Below are 21,449 nucleotides of genomic sequence, written 5' to 3'. Positions count from 1 at the left end.
GTTTTATGAAAAGGTCTGATTACCAATTCATCAAGGCATGTTCATGTTAAGGATTAATCTTTATCCTATAAAGAGAAAAACGCAAATTCTTATGAGCAAAAAAACATAATAAAAAGAGATATAAAGATAGGGAACGGTCATTTTTCAGTTTATTATTAATGTCTGTGCACGTTTTGCGTTAATCATGGGAGGAGCAATGCTTTTGCCAATTTTTGTGGATCTGCACGACAACAACCGTAATTGGATAAACTTTCTCTATTCTTGTGCCATAACCACCATGTTAGCAACGCTGATTCTTTTAGCAACGAAGGGAGCTACTTGTCGTTTTTCAGCACGGCTCGGCTTTATGCTCACTGTTTGTCTTTGGCTTACAGGAAGCATCGTAGGTGCCTTACCTCTTTATCTTTCCCCTCTTCCCATTTCTCTAGCAGGAGCCATTTTTGAATCTGTTTCTGGAATTACAACAACAGGCTCCACAGTCCTTTCTGGTCTTGATAATTTATCGCGAAGTATTTTGTTATGGCGTTCTATTATATGCTGGATTGGGGGCATTGGTTTTATCGGTTTAGCCCTCTTGCTTTTGCCTTCACTGCGTGTGGGGGGGGTACGACTTTTTCATATGGAATCATCTGATAAATCTGAAAAAATATTGCCTCGCATCAACCAAATTGCTAACGGAATTATCATCGCTTATGTTGGACTCACATTGGCTTGTATGCTTTCTTATTTTGCTGCGGGCATGAGTTTATTTGATGCCATTAACCATGCAATGAGTACAGTAGCAACGGCTGGGTTTTCAACGCATGATGCTTCTTTTGGCTATTTTTCTGATACACCAGCCATCTTAATTATTTCAACAATCTTCATGTTGCTTTCTGCTTTGCCCTTCGTACTTTATGTTAAATTAGTCCTTCCTGGACACTCCAAACGTTTCCTTGACCCACAAGTGATTGTTTTTCTTCATATCGTCGTCCTTTTCAGCTTTGCTTTAGCAGCATGGCTACGGTTTCATGATCATCGCGCTTTCCACTTGATTTTCCTTGATGTCATTTTTCACCTTTCATCCATTATTAGCACCACAGGTTACAGCGCTGAAGATTATCAACTTTGGGGACCGTTTGCGCTTGGAATTTTCTTCATTGTTTCTTTTACAGGCGGATGTGCTGGTTCTACTTCTGGTGGTATGAAAATCAATCGCCTTATTATTCTTTGGCGTATTACACAAACAAATATAGAAAAACTTCTTTCTCCTAATGTCGTTGTAAAGGCGCGTTACGATCACTCAAATATATCAAACGATGTTGCTCAAGCCGTTTTGTTTTTTGTCTGTCTTTATATGTTCTGCCTTGTGATCGGCACTGCACTTTTGCTTACAACCGGTCTTGACTTCACCTCTGCCTTTACGGGCGTCTTAACAGCACTTTCAAATGTTGGTCCAGGCTTTGGAGATATTATTGGCCCTGTTGGTAATTTCTCTACAATCAATGATAATGCTTTATGGATTTTAAGTTTTCTAATGTTAGCTGGACGCCTTGAAATCATAACAATATTCGTTCTTTTTATTCCCGCTTTCTGGCGTGAACAGTTCTAATGCATAGAGCATTTTATTCCACCATGATAAAAAATTAACAAAATAAAAAGACGTGAACAATATGCGGAATAATATTCAATCTTCAATCAATCGACGGAAGATTTCGTGAAATTTCAAATAAATCATCGTATAAATGATTGATATAAAAATGTTTTGGAAAAAACAATCAAATGTCAACAGTTTTCAAAACCATAACATATAACACTTTATATTATTGAGCTTCTTTATCAAATAAAATGAATAGATAGAACATCTTTCTTACGAATAATCTCTCATGCAAAAAATATGAATATTTGCTGATAAAATTGCTTTTTCTCTAATAAGTCATGTCCTTATAAAAAACAAAATACCATTTATTACAAATTCAAAAGCTTGTTAAAAAACATCTGACAATACTCATTCACCCATTTCAAAACAGTCCTCATGAAAGCTATAAAATGGGCATTATCACTTTTACTTAAATAATAAGCTGCAAATCGGTACCACAAAATAAGATATAAATTAGCACCACCATACTATTTCTGTTAATGTTGTAATAACCTGCATTTCAGACAATTTATAAGAAATCTCTTTACATATTGTCTTCAATAGTTTTTATCCACCACATGCCATCTTTCAATTGTGATGTGCAAGAAGATAGCCCTTATTGTTTTAATATCAACAGATTTGACATGAGAAAATCTTACGATATTCAAAGCTCTTATTCAAACTGAAAAGGTAAATTATCTATATGAATCAATATATTGATCTTAGAGTCATTTTATTATGAATTTATTGAAAATATGGATGACTATTTTATCCATGGAGATACCCTCATTACCTTTTTAAAGATAAGAAAACATTTTTTTGCTATCTATTTAAGTCTTACAAAACGAACAATATCGGCACCATATCGTTAAGATGGTGCATAAATCTCTAGTCTTGAGTTAAAGCATTATTTTCTTATTCTAAAATATCACTAGAATAAAAATAGCTCTCCTCCCTCCTCGTATGCTTTATCATAAGCCACATATCGCTCTCAAGCATATAGATTTTTAATTTTTTATCCAAAATTTTGAGAACTGCTTATAGCATTCTAAGAAAGCCAAGCTTAAAATAAAAAAATTATATCATTGAGCTATTTTCTTGATGATTATGAAATAACCTTTAAGGAAAGCAATTTCTATCACTCTTCAAGAAGATTTTTGATATAATATTAAAATGTTTTTTCCGCAAACAGTTCTTTGTAAACACTTTCAATCTCACTTGCCTCTTTTTCCAAAGGAAAATGCGTACGAACATGGCTCAAAGCTTTCTTTCCAGCTTCCAATGTTTTTTCTACATCAGCAAAATAAGGTTCAATTGCTGCCGTTAAAGCCGAACCATCTCCTGCTTTTACAACCGTTCCTGTTGCTTCTACAACCAATTCTTTATAAGCTCCTGCATCACTCGTTACAACCGCAACCTGTGATGCCATTGCCTCCAATGGTGTTAAACCGAAACCTTCTGTACGAGAAGGTGCAACATAAAGCGACAGGCGACGATACCACAAAGGGATGTTCAGTATCTCACCAAGGAAAATAATACGATCATCCAAACCAGCTTTAGCAATCTTTTGGCGTAATTCTTTTTCAAAATGATAATGTTGCTCTGTCGTACGACCAGCGATAAGCGCTGTCCACTCAGGATAGTGGGGCAATAATGCTATCATAGAATCAACAAATAAGTCTGTTCCCTTTGAGCTGCGCAAACGCCCAAAACATCCTACCGCATATTTTCCTGGAAATCCTGTCGAAGCAAAGCAATCATCAAGATTCTGTGGTGGCGTAAAACGCCTCACATCCACCCCATGCATAATAACCTTATGTGGCACTTCTAGATAAGCGCCCGTATGTGTACTGGTAGCAATAACCCTATCCATACGGCGAATCAACCATTTTGTAAAAGGCTTATGATGACGTTGTGAAGCCGATGTAAAAATAAGTTTCAGCTTCATTTTCAAGATATCGCGCAAAAAGATCCCACAAAGCATCTCAATATTACGCCTTGCGTGCCAAATACGAAACGACTTCCCTTTCGGACTTTTCCAAAGTCCGAAAAGGTCCCTAAAGGCAAGAGCCGGCAATTCTTTCGGTAACCCAAACCCCAGAGTGGATATACGCACCCCCTGCTCGCGCTGCAGTGGAATAAGCTGAATAATCGTAGATGTTACTCCCGATAAACGCCTTTTAAAGTGAGGCGCAATAATCTCAGTTTCTTCCAAAGACACACGCATAACACTTTAGATATTTAGATGTACTGAACCTTAATGATTTCGTAATTATGCGCACCACCAGGCGCATTCACTTCAATCACATCACCCTCTTGCTTGCCAATGAGTGCACGTGCAATCGGTGAAGAAATAGAGATTTTACCAATTTTTACATCAGCTTCTTGATCCCCTACAATCTGATACACCTTTTTTTCTTCAGTATCCTCATCCAAGAGTTTAATGGTCGCTCCAAATTTGATTTTGTCACCTGAAAGACGAGAGACATCTATAACTTCTGCCCGCGCGATATAATCTTCAAGCTCATTTATACGCCCCTCATTATGACTTTGTGCTTCTTTAGCAGCATGATACTCAGCGTTTTCTGACAAATCACCATGTGCACGCGCTTCAGAAATTGCTTCAATAATGCGTGGACGTTCCTGTTGTTGACGCCAACGCAACTCTTCTTTAAGACTTTCAAAGCCAGCTGTAGTCATCGGAACTTTTTCCATAATCCGTCCCTTTCTATTACACGGAAGGTTTAATAAAAATACAAAAAACGGCTTCCAAAATTACTTTTGGAATCCGAAAACTACGATCTTTTCCATTATATAGTACAGTATCTCTGTTTTCCATATAAAAATAAATAAAGGGAACAAAACATGCATTAATAGTGTTTAAAACATCTCATTTTGGTGTTTAAAACGTTAAACTTCATTCTCCTCCTTAAAATCTCATAAAGAAGAAAGAATTGTAATTTTTTTTATTTTATCATAGTCTAGCAAAAGAAATCGTATGGGATACGAAGAGAGAAGGATCATTGCTAAAGAATTTTTTTGCAGAAAAATGAAAATTTTCGTCATTTTTTTTATGTTGGGCCCTTTCTTTTTAGCCACAACAATGTCTAAGGCAGCAGATGCCTTTGTGACAACAAATCTTAATTTTAGAACAGGCCCCAGCACTCAATATGCAATTTGTGGCTTAATCTCTGCTGGAGAGCTGGTTTTTGTTAAAAATTGTGAAGGAAATTGGTGCCATATCCGATATAACACTCAAATAGGTTGGGTGTCATCTCGTTATCTTTCATTTAAAGATGGAAATGATCTTTATCACATATACACAATGTCTTTAGTTCCAAAACCATAGTCTTTAGTTCCAAAACAGACCCCATATGATTATTCTTCATAACAGCCATGATAACTTATTATTGCCCTCTTGAAGATCATCATGGCAAGAATGCAATAGTGTTCACGAACAACCACAAATATGCCCCCTCCAAAGAAACATTTCGAAGAATTAGTCACATAGAAAAAACTTGATCAATATCCTCATGAAAGTACCAGTAAACCAAAATAAACCTGTTTAATAACGTTTTGCTGTTATCGTAATGAAATTGTAAAAATTAGTATTTCCTTTAAAATCACCAGCACTTTTCTATCAAAGGATACAACAATGAAAAATGGTGTTACTGCAACCGTAGAAGCTCTTTCTGCTCTCATTGCTTCAGGTAATCCTCTTTTTAAAAATGGTGCATTATGGACACCTCACCGCCCTATTCCTCCTGAAAAATCTGAAGGTGGTATTCCGTTTCAACTCGCAACATCCTTTAAACCGGCGGGAGATCAGCCTCAAGCCATTAAAACTCTGGTTGAGGGAATTGAAAAGGATGAACGTACACAAGTGCTTTTGGGGGTTACTGGCTCAGGCAAAACCTATACAATGGCGAAAGTCATTGAAAAAACACAACGTCCAGCTCTCATTTTAGCCCCCAATAAAACTTTAGCCGCCCAGCTTTATGGGGAATTTAAAAACTTTTTTCCTCACAATGCTGTCGAATATTTTGTTTCTTATTATGACTATTATCAACCAGAAGCCTATGTTGCACGCTCTGACACTTATATTGAAAAAGAATCCTCTACTAATGAACAAATCGACCGTATGCGCCATGCTGCAACACGTGCTGTCTTAGAGCGTGATGACGTCATTATTGTTGCATCTGTCTCCTGTATCTACGGGATTGGCTCGGTAGAAACCTATACGGCCATGACTTTACAAATACAAAAAGGGGACAAACTCAATCAACGAAAATTCTTGGCTGATTTAGTTTCTCAACAGTATTATCGACAAGATATCAATTTCACTCGTGGTTCTTTTCGTGTGCGAGGAGATACCATTGAAGTTTTTCCAGTCCACCTTGAAGATCGTGCTTGGCGTATCTCGCTCTTTGGCGATGAAGTAGAAACAATTACGGAATTTGATCCTCTAACGGGACAAAAAACAGAGGATCTTCAATCTATTAAAATTTATGCCAATTCACACTACGTAATACCGCGTCCAACCTTAAATCAAGCAATGAAAGCCATCAAAATGGAACTGGTTCAACGTCTTGATGAATTGAATGCTGCTGGACGGCTTTTAGAAGCACAACGCTTAGAACAGCGTACAATTTTTGATTTAGAAATGTTAGAAACAACGGGTTCATGTCCGGGAATTGAAAATTATTCACGTTATTTAACAGGACGAAATCCTGGTGAACCACCACCAACCTTATTCGAATATATTCCACTCAATGCTCTTGTTTTTATCGATGAAAGCCATGTAACGATTCCCCAAATTGGTGGCATGTATCGCGGTGACTTTCGCAGAAAAGCCACTCTAGCAGAATATGGTTTTCGCCTCCCTTCCTGTATGGACAACCGTCCTTTGCGCTTTGAAGAATGGGACGCTATGCGCCCACAAACAATTGCTGTCTCCGCAACACCAGGACACTGGGAAATAGAACAATCCCATGGTATTTTTGCTGAACAAATTATTCGCCCAACAGGGCTTGTTGATCCAGAAACAGAAGTTCGTCCAGCACGCACTCAAGTTGATGATGTTGTCAATGAAATTCGTAAAACTATTCAAAAAGGCTACCGTACATTGGTCACTGTCCTCACCAAGCGTATGGCCGAAGATTTAACGGAATATCTCCACGAACAAGGTATTCGCGTACGCTATATGCATTCTGATATTGATACATTAGAGCGGATTGAAATTCTTCGTGATCTGCGACTTGGCACCTTTGATGTCCTCATTGGGATCAACCTCCTTCGAGAAGGTTTGGATATTCCAGAATGCGGTTTTGTTGCCATACTAGATGCCGATAAAGAGGGTTTTTTGCGCTCAGAAACCTCACTCGTACAAACCATCGGTCGCGCCGCACGCAATGTAGATGGTCGTGTTATTCTTTATGCGGATACAATTACGGGCTCTATAGAACGTGCCTTACAAGAAACACAAAGACGTCGACAAAAACAGATAACCTACAATAAAGAGCATCATATCACACCAACCAGTATCAAAAAAAATATCAACGATATTCTCAATGCAGGAAGTGAAAACCATCAAACTCTTACAAATATTTCTAATTTTATCACGCAAAATAATGTGGATCGTAAAAATTTAGCAAGCCATATTCAATCTCTGGAAAAATCAATGCGTAAAGCAGCAGCGGATCTTAATTTTGAAGAAGCAGCGCGACTTCGTGATGAAATAAAACGACTCCAGAAAATAGAACTCGCAATCGCGGATGACCCCTTAAAATAGCCATAGCAAACAGCCTACTCATGAGCACATTAACTCTTAAATGACATAAATCTTGATCACGAAGGTTTATCCATAGATACCAACGTTTTTAAAAATCAAAAAAAGAAAAATTTTGCAAAAAAATAATCTAAAAATCTTAAAGCCTCTCAAATAAACCTTGAATTTCTGAAATTCCACACGAAATACGCACAAACAAAACATGCTCTATACTTCAATAGAAATGTCTCATGTAATGAAAAAAGGATACTTTAAAAAACTTCAAATATGAGTCTTTTTAGACAATTTTTTCTTATTTAAATATATGATACTGAAAAGCTATAAGATTTTCTAACAATACTTCTAAATTCTCAATCAATAATAATAAATTAAAGAGAATATTTTTTATGACCACAAAAATTGATTTATAAATGTAATTTATCGTTTTTCATATTGTATAAGAAGCAAAAGCGCCGTGAGATTTTCTTATTTCAAACCTGTTCATGATAAAACAAAACGTTCGTCTTACACCTGATAAAAATGACCCGCTTAAATAAAACTCATTAAAAAAAACTCTCATCTCTTCTAAACTATCTCAATGCCAAGACCGATCGCAAAATGAAGAGTTCATAAATATAATGATGTCATCACTCTTGTATTTTTATAAGTGTAAAGATGATGCTGCATACACGAGAAAATATGCTGAAATGAGATTGAAAACAACAAAAAGCTTTAGAAAACATAGAAACAGCACCACGATGAAATAGGTACGAAAATTTAATTGTAAAAATCTTTATCATAACCATTTGCTTCTTTTCTGCAAAAAATTGCAAATCTCTTGAAGAAAAGCGCATTGCTCACTCATTTTTCTTCCAAATCTACTGAAAAAACTTAACTTATCGAAAAGTGAATCATGATCTATGCGCTCAAAAAATACAACATATCTCCTTGTTATAAAAGTATATGTCTATGATAAAATTAATAATATTTTTTATTCATATTTTTATTTTTTAAAGTTATGTGGAATCCATTGATGCAAGAACTACTATTGAATAAAAAGCTTTGTTACTCTTGTAAAAAATGAGATTTTATAAAATAATTTTTGTCAATTAACATCAATAGATGTCTTTATTTTATGAAAGGTGATCTTTATTTCCTGTTTATTTTATCATTTTTTGTCAACCAAATAGCTCTTTATTCGTTTTTTCAAAATAAAATCAAAAGTCGTTCAGATTATATTCAGTTTGTCACATGTATGATGTGAGAAAAATATGAATTTAAGTTAAGGAGTGTCGCTATGAGAAGATCGAGTAAATTAGCGGTGTTATCAGTGGTATCAGTCGCAACCATTTTGATGCCACTCAGTACAGTGCTTGCGGATATGAAATGGATGCATAGTGAAAATCATATTGAGAAGCAAATAAATGATATGAGAAAAAGTATGGATGAGCAAATGGGGGATATGAGAAACGGAATGAATTCCTATTTTCCTTCTTATCATTCTAACAGCCGTTCTAATTTTGAAAGATATCACTCTTCTCATACTTATCCCTACCATCATGTTGACCATAAAAGGCGAGAATATGATCGTCATTATGTTGAACACAAAACATATCGTTACATTGAACGCGAAAAGACAACACATCATCATATATATGAGCATCATGTGACGCGCGATAACTCAGGGGATGCTTTAGCAGCAGGTATTCTTGGTCTCGCGGCAGGAGCAATTCTTGGCAATGTTTTAAAAAAACCAGAACCGCCACAAATTATCTATCAACCTGTACCACAAGGACAAGTCGTATATCAAGAAGTTCCGCAAGTGCTGTATCAACAAGTTCCACAAACCGAAATCATTTATGAATCTCAGTCAACAGCTACCTATCAGCCGTTCCAGCGACCATGGACTCGTAGCTGGCTTCAATATTGCAAGAAAAAGTACCGTTCATTTAATCCCCAAACAGGTACTTTTCGAGGCTATGATGGACAAGACCACTTTTGTTATGCCCCATTGAACTAACATCTTTGCTTTGGCTTAGAAAAATTTAAGTGGCCCCTCAAAACGCTTTAAAGCGTTTTGGGGGGGTATGTACTGAGATCTTGAAGAAAAGGATTCCACTGACGCTCGTAGCCTATATGACTTCCAGGACCATGCCCACAGATAAAACGAACATCATCCCCTAAAGGCAAAACTTTTTCTCGAAGTGATGTTATCAATTTTTCATGAGAACAAAAAGGAAAATCTGTACGTCCGATAGAACCACGAAAGAGAACATCACCCAGTAAAGCGAAACGTTCTTTTTCATTAAAATAAATAACATGACCAGGAGAATGCCCTGGTGTATGAAAAACCCTGAACACATGTTCAGCAAAACGGACACTATCGCCATCTTCTAACCATTGATCAGGAATACACACAGAGGCATCCGTGATACCATAGCTTCTTGCACTCTCAACCACAGCATCCATCACAGGCTTATCATCGCAGTGTGAACCGATAATTTTAACATTAAGGGCTTCTTTAGCTTGCATTGCAGCTCCCACATGATCAAAATGACCATGTGTTATCCAAATCGCTTCAACGGTAATACCCTCCTTTTTAATGACTTCTTGAATTAGAAGCCAATCTCCACCAGGATCCACTAAAACCCCTACTTTTTGTTCTTTATCAAAAAGCAGAGTGCAATTTTGCTGAAAAGGCGTAACCGGAATAATATGTGCACTAAAATGACTCATGAAATCCTTTATTTAAAGTAAATCTTTTTGAAGCTTACCTTCTTCAAGCTTACAAGGAACATTCCCTTTTTTCTATAGGATAGCCTGCTCGACAGCTTTGTGCAACTTATGTAAAGTTAAATTTTTTGAAGAAATAATTTAAAGGTTTTGAAGAATGACCAATCACGTTCAAGTTTTGTGTGACGATGCCCCTCACCTTCTTGTGATTGATGATGATACACGTATTCGCAATCTTTTATTTCAGTTTCTCATTAACAATGGATTTCGTGTTTCAGTTTCAGCCAATGCTAATGAAGCAAGACGACTGTTGGCACGTTTAGACTTTGATCTTCTTATCATTGATGTCATGATGCCTGGCGAAAACGGTATCAACCTTACCCATTCACTCCGCCAAACAAAAGAGGTTCCTATCCTCATGCTAACAGCTTTATCAGAAACAGACAGTCGTATCCGTGGATTAGAAGCAGGCGCAGATGATTATCTGGCTAAGCCATTTGATCCTCGTGAACTTCTCCTTCGCATCAACGCCATTTTACGACGTGGTTTTCCCCTTAGCCAACCCAAAATTGAGCAAATCGTTTTTGGACCTTATATATTTTCGATTTCACGGCGCGAACTCAAAAGGGGAGGAGAAATTATTAAGTTAACCGATAAAGAACAAAAAATGATGGTCATTTTTGCCGAAAATGCAGGGAGCATCATTCCGCGCCATCAATTTGCAATGGATGACAACACGATCGGTGAACGTGCTATTGATGTACAAATCAACCGCCTTCGTCGTAAAATCGAAAAAAATCCAGCACTGCCCATATGGCTCCAAACCGTGCGAGGAATAGGGTATAAACTCTCAATTGAATAGGCACACGCAAAAATGATCAAACCTTTAAGATTTTTTTTTCGATGGTTAACGAAAAAGATGCCTAAACGGCTTTATGCTCGCTCTTTGATCATTATTATCGCTCCCATGGTACTTCTGCAAACGGTCATTGCTTACGTCTTTATGGAACGTCATTGGCAAATGGTAACTGAGCGTCTTTCAACAGCTGTCGTACATGATATTTCAGCCATTATTGATATTATTGAAACATATCCACAACAAGATAATTATGAAGATATCAAGCGTATTGCACAACAACGTATGGGATTAAATATTTCTATTCTCTCTCCTGCCCCCTTACCCCTTCCAGGACCTAAGCCATTTTTTGCAATTCTTGATTATTTTCTCAGTGAAGAAATCACCCGCCAAATTAATCGCCCCTTCTGGATTGATACCGTAGGGGATTCTGATCTTGTTGAAATCCGTATCCATCTTGGTCACAACATCTTGCGCGTCTTTGCTCCACGCAGTCAAGCTTATGCTTCCAACACCGCTATTTTTTTAAGCTGGATGGTAGGAACAGCCCTTGTTTTATTGCTGATAGCAATTTATTTCTTGCGCAACCAAATCAACCCCATTCAACAATTGGCTGAAGCGGCTGAAAGTTTTGGACGTGGTCGTCCTTTACCAAAAGGATTTCAACCACAAGGAGCCGATGAAGTTCGTCGTGCTGGCATTGCTTTTTTACGCATGCGCGAACGTATTGAGCGGCAAATAGAACAACGCACTATGATGCTCTCAGGTGTAAGCCATGATTTAAGAACTATTCTTACACGTTTTAAACTTCAGCTAGCATTAGCAAATACTGATTTTGATATTAAACCGCTTGAGCAGGATGTCAGTGATATGCAAAATATGTTAGAAGATTATCTTGCTTTTGCCCGTGGTGAAGGAAGTGAAAGTGTCAAGACCTTTGATTTAAATGCTCTTATGCAAAAATTCTCCGCTGATGCCCATCTTCACAAACGTCAATTTTCTTATACCATTGAAGGCCCTACACAAATACAAGTACGCCCCCATGCTTTCACACGCTTGGTCAGCAATCTTGTCTCAAATGCATTTTGTTACGGCATGACCATTAAACTAACAGCCAACTCTCAACAGGAATCTTTTATATTGATCATCGACGATGATGGACCTGGAATTCATAAAGATATGCGTACAGAAGTTTTTAAACCATTCTTTAGACTTGATAAAGCTCGTAATCAAGATGCAAGTGGAACAGGACTTGGTCTTTCTATTGCCCAAGACATAGCACGCAGCCATGGTGGCAATATACAACTCGATGAGAGTCCTCTTGGGGGAGTACGCGCTATTCTTGATATCCCCCTATGAGCAATCTTTCAGCAAACCGTCTATAAAAAATAACAGGCTTGATATTTTAAGCATTCCCTACAGTTTCAAACAAAGTGTATTGCAATGCCTTGTAAGCGCTTTCCCCCGATAAAGCCACCATCTGAAAGGCAACATAATGGCTTTCACAGGCTTTAAGTGCGTGTATCAACAATGTTTCAACCTGTATATGAGATGGATGCACTCCGCCAGCCAAAAGAAGACCTTGCCGATAAATAACAGAATTATTTCTTTGCCAGTAATCAAAATGTCCCAACAACAACTTTTCATTAATCGCTAGCAATAAGCGTTGTATTTCAGCTGTTCGAGCATTTTCAATAGAAAGATCAAATGAACAAGCCAAATGAAGTGCTTCATGCTCTTCCATCCACGAAAAAGCAAGACGATAATTTGCCCGTTTTCCTTCCACACAAACGCTAATTTCATCTTGTGCATCCCGCTCAAACGACCAATCATATTCACAGGCAATCTGTTCGATAAAATCAACAGGATGCTCTTTTCTTTCTGTGGCGCAAAATGCAAGCCTCATCACAATCCTCAATCATCTTAAAACATTGTCAACAGAATATAAACGGCTTAAATTGTAACAATATTTTGTTACAATCAGAACCTTTACACCAAACAAATACACATTAAAAACATCGATACTACACACCCCCCCAGAACACAATCGCGCTCTTTAGGGCAACCTGATAATCATCAAACGAATCATCAAGTCTTTTCAGTGTATTGATACAATTTCATAGCGCCAGCCCCCCTGATTCAAAAAAATGTATTTTACCCCCAAAAAAAATTAAAAATAGACAAATGCTCCCCTCTAACAGACTCAAGATTAAGCATTTTTTAGTTTCACGCATCATATTGAAAAATTGGGGATATTTTTTTGAAGATTCTTTTTTTAGAAAAACTATTTTACTTTTTTTCGTGTCTGCTTTTTTTCTAAATCATCTTTTTCTAAATCATCAAGACGCCTTTTCAAATCAGCATTATCAGCATGGACTTTCAGCACCATCTCCTTAAAGGTCTCAAATTCTTCACGTGAAACAAGATCAAGTTTGTTGGCTATCTTTTCAGCCTGCACACGAAAAGCTGTTCCAGCTTCACGTCGTATACCTTGCACGACGTCAGCGGCATCTGTTGCTAATTTTGCTAATTCATCAAGAATACGGTTTGATCCATTACGCATAACATTTTTCCTTAAATTTTAATATTGAGGCACGCATTATAGCGTATTCTTATAACATTTAGATACTGTAATTTGTTCCTTTTACTCTATTTTTGTCTTATTGTACCGATTTTTCATGACGATTTTGTTTAAAATTTTTTATATTCCTTTTATCACCATAATTTTTTACCACGATAAACTCGTGGAAATTTATTCCCCTTTTTAACTTGCCTCCTTCCTGACTTGACCGTTGTGCATTCATCTGTCATTTCTGATCATCAGTGTCACTTCATATCCATATCATATAATGTAAAGTGCTTAATTCATGAACAATCTTGTCTGTCCAGCCATTGCTTTTCCGTCTTTTCTTGATCCTGTCATTATCCAGCTAGGCCCCATAACACTTCATTGGTATGGACTTGGTTACGTTGTGGGTATTCTTTTTGCTTGGTGGTATGCGCAAAAATTATTAAAAAAACCATCTTTATGGCATAGAAACCACCCTCCTATGGATAAAGAGAAGATCGGAGATTTTGTTGTCTGGTCTGCCATAAGTGTTGTTGTCGGTGGTCGTTTAGGACAAGTCCTTGTATGGGACCCCATTTACTATTTTAGCCATCCAAGTGCCATCATCGCCGTATGGGATGGGGGAATGTCCTTTCATGGCGGACTCATTGGCATTATCATTGCAATGATCTGGTTTGCCCGTAAAAATCATATCAACATACAAGCCATGTTTGATATCATTGCTGCAGGAGCTCCTATTGGTATCGGCATTGTACGAATCTGCAATTTCATCAATCAAGAATTATGGGGCAACGTTACCACACAACCTTGGGCAGTTTGTTTTCCCCTAGATCCTTACTATTTACCGCGCCATCCAAGCCAACTTTACGAAGCATTCATGGAAGGATTTATTCTCTTCATGATTCTCTTCATTGTGATTTTTGCCTTCAAAGCATTCAAACGCCGCGGGACTGTGTCAGGAATATTTATTATAGGTTATGCAATCGCACGCAGTATCTCAGAAGTTTACCGCGCTCCTCAAGAAGATCCAGAATGGTTTTCTACTCTTTTTCATTCTACAGGCTTTACCTATGGCATGGCTTTATCTCTTCCCATGCTTCTTTTAGGTTTTTATCTCCTCCTTCAAGCATTTAAAGACAAATCTACCGAAAATGGCATCCCTCAAAGAAAAAATTAAAGAAATCATCGTATCTCATGGGCCAATTACTGTCAGCCAATATATGACGTTGGCACTGACCGATCCTCAATTTGGTTATTATCAAACACAAACACCTTTTGGACGTGCTGGTGATTTCATTACAGCTCCTGAAATAAGCCAATTATTTGGAGAGATAATTGGCATTTGGACTCTTGCGAGCTGGAAAGCCCAAGGTTGTCCTCATCCCTTTATTCTTGCTGATATAGGTCCAGGACGTGGAACTTTGATGGATGATATTTTGCGAACCATCCAAAAGCTTTCTACAACAGCATTTAATGCTGCTGAAATTTTTCTGATTGAAATAAGTAAAAAACTCGCAAAAGAACAAAAAAAGCGCCTTTGCTCTTATCAAAAAAAAATCCATAGCATTGAAAATTTTAATCAAATTCCTCCAAAACCTCTCTTCCTCATTGCCAATGAATTCCTCGATACACTCCCCATCAACCAATATATTAAAGTCAATGGAGAATGGAAAGAACGCTGCATTACAGTCAATCAAGATGGAGATTTCATCTTTATTGCTGCCCCGCATAAACTTCCCTCTTCTTGTCTAGAAACCTATTGTTCTAAAGTCCCTAACGGAACAATTTTTGAACATGCCCCCTTGCGACATCAATTCATGCAACAAATCAGCCACCATTTAGTGCAAGTAACAGGTTCTGCTTTGCTTATCGATTATGGTGCTTGTAATCTTGCCTTTGGCGATACCTTGCAAGCACTCTCAAAACATAGATTTCGTGATGTTTTTGAGGCTCCTGGTGAACATGATTTAACATCCCATGTTGATTTTTCTTTTTTAAAAAATATAGCCCTTGAACAGGGCTGTTTTGCTGAAATCTTCGAGCAAGGAGAATTTCTTTTAAAAATGGGGCTGCTAGAACGTGCACAACAACTTGGAGAAGGCAAAAGTGCTTCCTTGCAAGACAAAATCCGCCAAGATATCGAACGGCTTGCTAGCCCAGATCAAATGGGCAAACTATTTAAAGTTTTACATTTCAGTGATAAAAATATACCCATACCTCCCCAATTTTGATGATCGGTAATTTTGTTAATAAGCACATCATCCTCCGAAATCTTCATTGACAAATACAAACATCTCCATCCCTACTTCAAATAATCCCCATAAGGAACTTTTATGAAACCTATCCCTCACCCTATCCTTGCCAAAAATCTTTCCCCTTTACACACCCATGGGATAAAACATGGATTTTTTACACGTCAAGGTGGTATTTCAAAAAGCCTTTACCAAAGCCTTCATGTTGGACAAAGCTCAAATGATCACCCTGAACATATTACACAAAACCGCACTTTGGTCGCTCATTATTTTGATGTTGAGGTACAAAATTTAGTCACTGTCAATCAAATACACTCTTGTGAAGTCGTTGTCGTTGATAAAGCTTTTATCGGCTCCCCTCCTAAAGCCGATGCTCTCGTTACGACTACAAAAGATCTTGTAATCGGCATTCTTACAGCAGATTGCGGACCCGTTCTATTTGCGGACCCACAAGCTGGCGTCATCGCCGCAACGCATGCTGGCTGGCGCGGAAGCTTAAATGGAATTATCGAGAAAACAATTGCTGTTATGGAAAAGCAGGGAGCCAAAAGACAATCAATAATAGCAGCCCTTGGACCTTGCATTGGTCCTTGTCACTATGAAGTAACAGGTGAATTCTACAACCAATTTATTGAGTGTCATAGCAAATTTCAAAAATATTTTTTAAAAACAGAAAAAGTCAATCACTTTCATTTTAATCTATGGGCATTTATTATAAATCAACTCAAAGAAGCCGGCGTTAATGCTTCTTGTGTAGAGCTTTGTACCTATCAAGATGAACAGAATTTCTTTTCTTATCGACGTGCAATACACCGCAACGAACCTGATTATAGGCGGCAAATTTCTGCTATTATGTTGAAATAAATATTTCTTGCCTCACAAAAAGATCAAAACCGCAAACAAAATAATGCCAATAACATAAGTAAGCTTTTTTCTACTATGCTTTTTTCATAAAAATTCTTATTGGCTTCACAAAACAAACTCTTCTTTTTAACGTTTTCTTATAATGACCTTTAACACGTAATTATTTAAACATAAAATATCATTGAAGCTGTTTTCAAAATCAAGTCATTGAAGAAAAAGCTAATCTGGATGATTAAAAATATCTTCACTCTATCTAAAAACAATGACATATCGATTTTAGAAAACACCTAGAAATACCAAAAAAATAAAAAACATGACACGCATCACGATCAGCAAAAGAAACCTTAGAACAAGTAATATATAAAGGCTCATAGTGATAAAAATATTTCTAAATTATGAAATATTTTTTATCATGTTATGAACTATTTCATTTTTAAAATAAAAGAGCATACCTATTTAAATGGAATTTTGTAACAAAGCTCTTTAAGCCATCTTACTTATAGTGATCACAACAAATCAAATGAATTTCTCTATCACAGATCCCCCCATACAAATAAACCGCATCCTTTGTTTTTTCTTAACAATTTCAATAATTAACTCTAAAAGGAACAAAAATGTTGGAAAAAGAGAAAACATACCGCATAGCACTTTAACAATAACCGATAAAATTGTAAGGCTTTCGTAATTGTTCTCTTGCAATTTAATAAAAAGAAATTAAAAACCGTGTCGCATTCCTACCATGATTATTCAGAGGTTCTACTATGAAACTTTTCTGCGGAAATTCTAATCCACGCCTAGCTGAAGATGTTACAAATTATCTGAACATACCCTTAGGCAAGGCAACTGTAAAGCGCTTTGCTGATCAAGAAATTTTCGTAGAATTGCATGAAAATGTCCGTGGACAAGATGTTTTTGTTTTGCAATCTACATCTTATCCCGCAAATGATCATTTGATGGAATTACTCATCATGATTGATGCCCTTCGTCGTTCTTCTGCGCGTCGTATTACAGCGGTGATACCTTATTTTGGCTACGCTCGCCAGGATAGAAAGCCTGGACCACGGACTCCCATTTCTGCAAAACTTGTTGCCAACCTGATTACTGAAGCAGGCGCCCATCGCGTTTTAACATTGGATCTTCATGCAGGACAAATTCAAGGTTTCTTTGATATCCCTACGGATAATCTCTATGCTGTCCCTGTCATTTCTCGCGATGTCAAAGTGCATTATTCTCTTGAAAATGTTATTGTTGTTTCACCTGATGTGGGCGGTGTGGTCCGCGCACGCTCACTCGCCAAGCGTTTGAACAGTTTGCTTGCTATTGTAGATAAACGTCGTGAACGTCCCGGTGAATCAGAAGTTATGAATATTATTGGTGATGTCTCTGGAAAAGATTGTCTTTTGCTGGATGATATTGTTGATTCCGGTGGAACTTTATGCAATGCAGCCAGTGCTCTGCTGAAACACGGTGCCAATAGTGTCACAGCTTACATCACACACGGTGTTCTTTCTGGAAATGCTATTGAACGTATTACTAACTCAGAGATGAAAGAATTAGTTATTACAGATTCAATTATGCCAACAGAAGCCATTGAGAAGGCGCATAATATTCGCGTTTTACCCATTGCCGATCTCATTGGAGAAGCAATCGCTAGAACAGCCGCAGAACAATCTGTCTCAAGCTTATTTGGTTAAAGTGGTTCTTTGGGATCCCCGGGTGCCGTTTCGACACCAAGATTGGGAAATGCAACAATGCGTTGACCACTAAAATGCGTATGAATAACAATGAGTCCGCGCTCTTCAAAATAGCTTAAAAGCCGGCGTGCACGACTTAAAGAATGAGTCCCATAAAGACGGGCTAAAAATGCATCGGATGGGCATGGCTTTCCGCTCAATGCGGCCTGTGCCACATTCAAGAAGACTCCTTGAACATCATCTTCCAAACTTTCTGATATCTGCAAAATATGTTTCCAGTGCTCACTAACAACTGTTTGTTCGTCGACAAAAGCTTGAGCGATCGCCAATTTACGCCGAAATTGTGAAAGATTAAAAGGAACCTGTGACATACCATGGATACGGCAACGAACCGAAAAATCTTGATAAAGCACCGCTGTTGAACGATAAAAAGCCTCAGGATCCTCAAGAATTTCCCGAATAACTTGTTCTGCTTGACGATCAAGCTCAACATTAGAAAGTTCAGGAAATAAACTTAGGGGTTCTTCCAATACCTCTTGTTTTTTATGCACTACCTCCTCTAACATCTCGTGCATTGACTTTTCTCTCACCGACTCTCGTATTTGTTTAAATGGCGTTAAAATTTCCTCTGGTGATGCCGTAAAAACGAGTTCTTGTACATCATCCCGCTCTGTTGGAAGTGGCATTAATTTAGGGCTAGAAGAGCGTGCTAAAGTTTCAACAGAACCAATGATAATTGGTAAGGGACGTCGTGATAAAGCAGGGCCTAAAGCGATAAAATGTCCCCGCTCAAGATCTCTAAACATTTCCGCTTGACGACGCTCCATTCCCAAAAGATCAGCCGCACGCATCATATCAATATCTAAAAAAGTCCGCCCTATTAAAAAGTTTGAAGCTTCAGCAGCAACATTTTTGGCAAGCTTAGCCAAACGTTGTGTCGCAATAACACCAGCAAGACCACGTTTGCGTCCTCGACACATAAGATTAGTCATAGCGCTCAGAGAAATTTTACGCGCTTCATCGGAAACTTCTCCTGCCGCAGTTGGAGCAAACAATTGTGCTTCATCAACAACGATAAGCATAGGATACCAATAATCACGTTCCACATCAAACAGTGCTCCAAGGAAAGCCCCCACAGCACGCATCTGTTGTTCAGTATCCAACCCTTCAAGATTAAATACCACCGAAACCCGATGTTGCCGAATGCGATGAGCAATACGCGTCAACTCTAATTCGCTGCGTTGAGCCTCTACAATCACATGACCAAATTTATCTGCCAAAGTTACAAAATCGCCTTCTGGATCAATTACACAGTGCTGCACCCACTGAGCACTTTGCTCTAAAAGACGGCGTAAAAGATGTGATTTCCCTGAACCGGAATTACCTTGTACAAGAAGACGTGTCGCCAATAATTCTTCCAAATCAAGAAATGCTGGCATCGATTTATGCAAAGCACGACTCTCTGATATCTCACCCAAGGCAATCTCAACCTTCATAACATCTCCAGTGTTTGATTTTAAACATATCAGCGCCTATTGGTTGATTCTCCATACGCACCCGCAATTTGTAACATTTCCTCCTTTTTAACGGTAGAAATCATCGATTTTTCCCACAACTCTTGCATCTATGAATAGTTTGAATTATAGAACAAGCTTCTACGTAGACACCCTTGGAGGCAACGTAGAATGGAGCAATCGCTGCTTATCAGCGCATATCTTCATATCCATGCAAAAACTGTTATTGTTTTTGAAGGATCTCCAATCATGTAAAAAGGACTTAAATTATGAGTAAAAGTTACACTCTTAAGGCCGAAAAACGCGAGCGGGTTGGTAAGGGGTCCTCCCGTGAACTTCGCCGCAACGGTCTTATTCCTGCTGTCATTTATGGTGAAAAACAACCTCCTTTGGCAATAACAGTTCCCTATAAAGAAATTTTCTACAAAATCCACGCCGGTGGCTTTCGTACCACCATTGCAACGATTGTTCTCGACAAGCAAAAAATTATGGTCTTGCCAAAAGATTATCAATTAGATCCTGTGCGTGACTTTCCCTTGCATGTCGATTTCTTACGCATTTCAGCAAAATCCGTTGTAGAAGTGAATATTCCTGTCCACTTCCTCAATGAAGATACAGCACCTGGACTTAAAAAGGGTGGTGTTCTCAATATTGTCCGGCACGAAATTGAATGTACTGCTCCAGCAAGTGCTATTCCTGAAGCTATTGAAATTGATCTCTCCAGCTACTCTATTGGTGATTCTATTCACATTTCAGCAGTGCAACTGCCAAAAGATGTGACTCCCATCATTCAAGATCGAGATTTTACCATTGCAACCATTGCAGCTCCTGCTGGTATGGATGTCAGCGATGAAACTTCTGAACAAGAAAATGATGAAGAGAACACGCAAACTTCATAAAACTCAAAAGGCGGGAATCCTTTCCGCCTTAATTTATGAGACATTACCTTACTCATATTTTGACTGAAGATACACATGTGGCTTATTGCTGGTCTTGGCAATCCTGGTTTACAATATCAAAATAACCGCCATAATATCGGTTTTATGGCTATTGATGCCATTTATCAGTCCTTCTCTTTTTCTTCATGGTCGAAGAAGTTTCAAGCAGAAATCTCCAATGGTTTCATAAATAATGAGAAAATTCTTCTTATAAAACCACAAACTTTCATGAATCTTTCTGGTCAAGCTATTGGTGAAGCTTTGCGATTTTATAAATTAGATCTGAAGAATTTGATCATCATTTATGATGAGTTAGACCTGTCACCTGGAAAAGTTCGTATAAAAATTGGTGGAGGAAATAATGGGCATAATGGCATTAAGTCTATTGATGCCCATTGTGGTACTGACTATTGTCGTATACGCATAGGGATTGGTCATCCTGGAAGCAAAGAACTTGTTCATCAGCATGTTCTTGGAAATTTTACCAAATCTGATCAAGAATGGTTACCCCCTCTCTTAGATGCACTTGCAAAAAATATTGCTCTCCTCCTAAAAGGTGACAAATCTCTCTTTATGAATGAAGTTTCACAAACGATAAAAAACAAGAACTTACCCTAATCGCTTATTTTTCTTATCGGAAAAAA

General features: G+C 37.9%; 18 protein-coding genes. 12 read left to right on the top strand and 6 right to left on the bottom strand.

The window, feature by feature from the left end; translation table 11 throughout:
• The first annotated feature begins 196 nt into the window (after positions 1–196).
• Positions 197–1,591, top strand: a complete 1,395-nt coding sequence (locus PVV66_RS04385) for a TrkH family potassium uptake protein (protein WP_273717610.1) — start codon at positions 197–199, stop codon at positions 1,589–1,591.
• Positions 1,592–2,786: 1,195 nt separating this feature from the next.
• Here PVV66_RS04385 and PVV66_RS04380 read toward each other — a convergent pair.
• Entirely contained in the window at positions 2,787–3,845 is a 1,059-nt protein-coding gene (locus PVV66_RS04380; protein ID WP_273717611.1) for a glycosyltransferase family 4 protein, read from the bottom strand.
• Between the two features lie 14 nt (positions 3,846–3,859).
• A complete protein-coding gene (gene greA, locus PVV66_RS04375) occupies positions 3,860–4,333 on the bottom strand; it encodes a transcription elongation factor GreA (protein WP_005773808.1) in 474 nt (157 codons plus the stop codon).
• Positions 4,334–4,667: 334 nt separating this feature from the next.
• On the opposite strand from greA, the gene PVV66_RS04370 reads away from it, so the two are divergent.
• From PVV66_RS04370 to PVV66_RS04360, 3 genes are all read left to right on the top strand, one after another.
• Positions 4,668–4,967 (top strand): SH3 domain-containing protein, encoded by a 300-nt coding sequence (locus tag PVV66_RS04370; RefSeq protein WP_273717612.1) that lies wholly within the window; start codon positions 4,668–4,670, stop codon positions 4,965–4,967.
• 306 nt (positions 4,968–5,273) lie between these two features.
• Complete coding sequence (uvrB, locus tag PVV66_RS04365) at positions 5,274–7,409, top strand: excinuclease ABC subunit UvrB (protein ID WP_273717613.1); 2,136 nt, start codon at positions 5,274–5,276, stop codon at positions 7,407–7,409.
• 1,273 nt (positions 7,410–8,682) lie between these two features.
• On the top strand, positions 8,683–9,405 hold the full coding sequence (locus PVV66_RS04360; RefSeq protein ID WP_273717614.1) for a BA14K family protein: 723 nt from the start codon (positions 8,683–8,685) through the stop codon (positions 9,403–9,405).
• A 47-nt stretch (positions 9,406–9,452) separates the two neighbouring features.
• Here the strand turns inward: PVV66_RS04360 and PVV66_RS04355 are convergent, their stop codons facing one another.
• Positions 9,453–10,121, bottom strand: coding sequence for an MBL fold metallo-hydrolase (locus tag PVV66_RS04355; RefSeq protein WP_273717615.1), 669 nt, complete (start codon positions 10,119–10,121; stop codon positions 9,453–9,455).
• A gap of 154 nt (positions 10,122–10,275) precedes the next feature.
• Here PVV66_RS04355 and PVV66_RS04350 point away from each other — a divergent pair, with 154 nt between their 5' ends.
• Both PVV66_RS04350 and PVV66_RS04345 read left to right on the top strand, forming a co-directional pair.
• Entirely contained in the window at positions 10,276–10,980 is a 705-nt protein-coding gene (locus tag PVV66_RS04350; RefSeq protein ID WP_273717616.1) for a response regulator, read from the top strand.
• A gap of 12 nt (positions 10,981–10,992) precedes the next feature.
• A complete protein-coding gene (locus tag PVV66_RS04345) occupies positions 10,993–12,333 on the top strand; it encodes an ATP-binding protein (RefSeq protein ID WP_273717617.1) in 1,341 nt (446 codons plus the stop codon).
• A 46-nt stretch (positions 12,334–12,379) separates the two neighbouring features.
• Here the strand turns inward: PVV66_RS04345 and PVV66_RS04340 are convergent, their stop codons facing one another.
• Entirely contained in the window at positions 12,380–12,880 is a 501-nt protein-coding gene (locus PVV66_RS04340; protein WP_273717618.1) for a YbjN domain-containing protein, read from the bottom strand.
• Between the two features lie 378 nt (positions 12,881–13,258).
• A complete protein-coding gene (locus PVV66_RS04335; protein ID WP_273717619.1) occupies positions 13,259–13,537 on the bottom strand; it encodes an accessory factor UbiK family protein in 279 nt (92 codons plus the stop codon).
• Positions 13,538–13,841: 304 nt separating this feature from the next.
• On the opposite strand from PVV66_RS04335, the gene lgt reads away from it, so the two are divergent.
• From lgt to PVV66_RS04315, 4 genes are all read left to right on the top strand, one after another.
• A complete protein-coding gene (lgt, locus tag PVV66_RS04330) occupies positions 13,842–14,720 on the top strand; it encodes a prolipoprotein diacylglyceryl transferase (protein ID WP_273717620.1) in 879 nt (292 codons plus the stop codon).
• The gene (locus tag PVV66_RS04325) at positions 14,695–15,774 is read left to right on the top strand and encodes a class I SAM-dependent methyltransferase (RefSeq protein WP_273717621.1); all 1,080 of its coding nucleotides are present in this window, start codon (positions 14,695–14,697) and stop codon (positions 15,772–15,774) included. The genes lgt and PVV66_RS04325 overlap by 26 nt, the downstream gene beginning before the upstream one ends.
• Before the next feature lie 102 nt (positions 15,775–15,876).
• Positions 15,877–16,659 (top strand): peptidoglycan editing factor PgeF, encoded by a 783-nt coding sequence (gene pgeF / locus PVV66_RS04320; RefSeq protein WP_273717622.1) that lies wholly within the window; start codon positions 15,877–15,879, stop codon positions 16,657–16,659.
• 761 nt (positions 16,660–17,420) lie between these two features.
• Positions 17,421–18,353, top strand: coding sequence for a ribose-phosphate pyrophosphokinase (locus PVV66_RS04315; RefSeq protein WP_273717623.1), 933 nt, complete (start codon positions 17,421–17,423; stop codon positions 18,351–18,353).
• Here the strand turns inward: PVV66_RS04315 and PVV66_RS04310 are convergent.
• Entirely contained in the window at positions 18,350–19,849 is a 1,500-nt protein-coding gene (locus tag PVV66_RS04310; RefSeq protein WP_273717624.1) for an ATP-binding protein, read from the bottom strand. The genes PVV66_RS04315 and PVV66_RS04310 overlap by 4 nt on opposite strands.
• Positions 19,850–20,136: 287 nt before the next feature.
• Between PVV66_RS04310 and PVV66_RS04305 the strand changes: the two genes are divergently transcribed.
• Together PVV66_RS04305 and pth are read left to right on the top strand one after the other, a co-directional pair.
• A complete protein-coding gene (locus PVV66_RS04305; protein WP_273717625.1) occupies positions 20,137–20,766 on the top strand; it encodes a 50S ribosomal protein L25/general stress protein Ctc in 630 nt (209 codons plus the stop codon).
• 75 nt (positions 20,767–20,841) lie between these two features.
• Entirely contained in the window at positions 20,842–21,423 is a 582-nt protein-coding gene (gene pth, locus PVV66_RS04300; RefSeq protein ID WP_273717626.1) for an aminoacyl-tRNA hydrolase, read from the top strand.
• The last annotated feature ends 26 nt before the right edge of the window (positions 21,424–21,449 follow it).

It is taken from the genome of Bartonella sp. AU16XJBT, assembly GCF_028618665.1.
Taxonomy (GTDB): Bacteria; Pseudomonadota; Alphaproteobacteria; order Rhizobiales; family Rhizobiaceae; genus Bartonella.
This window is presented reverse-complemented; position numbering and strand designations above follow the sequence as displayed.

Coding starts and splice junctions, on each gene's coding strand:
- PVV66_RS04385 (WP_273717610.1), top strand. CDS start 197: ATGCTTTTGCCAATTTTTGTGGATCTGCACGACAACAACCGTAATTGG.
- PVV66_RS04380 (WP_273717611.1), bottom strand. CDS start 3,845: ATGCGTGTGTCTTTGGAAGAAACTGAGATTATTGCGCCTCACTTTAAA.
- greA (WP_005773808.1), bottom strand. CDS start 4,333: ATGGAAAAAGTTCCGATGACTACAGCTGGCTTTGAAAGTCTTAAAGAA.
- PVV66_RS04370 (WP_273717612.1), top strand. CDS start 4,668: ATGAAAATTTTCGTCATTTTTTTTATGTTGGGCCCTTTCTTTTTAGCC.
- uvrB (WP_273717613.1), top strand. CDS start 5,274: ATGAAAAATGGTGTTACTGCAACCGTAGAAGCTCTTTCTGCTCTCATT.
- PVV66_RS04360 (WP_273717614.1), top strand. CDS start 8,683: ATGAGAAGATCGAGTAAATTAGCGGTGTTATCAGTGGTATCAGTCGCA.
- PVV66_RS04355 (WP_273717615.1), bottom strand. CDS start 10,121: ATGAGTCATTTTAGTGCACATATTATTCCGGTTACGCCTTTTCAGCAA.
- PVV66_RS04350 (WP_273717616.1), top strand. CDS start 10,276: ATGACCAATCACGTTCAAGTTTTGTGTGACGATGCCCCTCACCTTCTT.
- PVV66_RS04345 (WP_273717617.1), top strand. CDS start 10,993: ATGATCAAACCTTTAAGATTTTTTTTTCGATGGTTAACGAAAAAGATG.
- PVV66_RS04340 (WP_273717618.1), bottom strand. CDS start 12,880: ATGAGGCTTGCATTTTGCGCCACAGAAAGAAAAGAGCATCCTGTTGAT.
- PVV66_RS04335 (WP_273717619.1), bottom strand. CDS start 13,537: ATGCGTAATGGATCAAACCGTATTCTTGATGAATTAGCAAAATTAGCA.
- lgt (WP_273717620.1), top strand. CDS start 13,842: ATGAACAATCTTGTCTGTCCAGCCATTGCTTTTCCGTCTTTTCTTGAT.
- PVV66_RS04325 (WP_273717621.1), top strand. CDS start 14,695: ATGGCATCCCTCAAAGAAAAAATTAAAGAAATCATCGTATCTCATGGG.
- pgeF (WP_273717622.1), top strand. CDS start 15,877: ATGAAACCTATCCCTCACCCTATCCTTGCCAAAAATCTTTCCCCTTTA.
- PVV66_RS04315 (WP_273717623.1), top strand. CDS start 17,421: ATGAAACTTTTCTGCGGAAATTCTAATCCACGCCTAGCTGAAGATGTT.
- PVV66_RS04310 (WP_273717624.1), bottom strand. CDS start 19,849: ATGAAGGTTGAGATTGCCTTGGGTGAGATATCAGAGAGTCGTGCTTTG.
- PVV66_RS04305 (WP_273717625.1), top strand. CDS start 20,137: ATGAGTAAAAGTTACACTCTTAAGGCCGAAAAACGCGAGCGGGTTGGT.
- pth (WP_273717626.1), top strand. CDS start 20,842: ATGTGGCTTATTGCTGGTCTTGGCAATCCTGGTTTACAATATCAAAAT.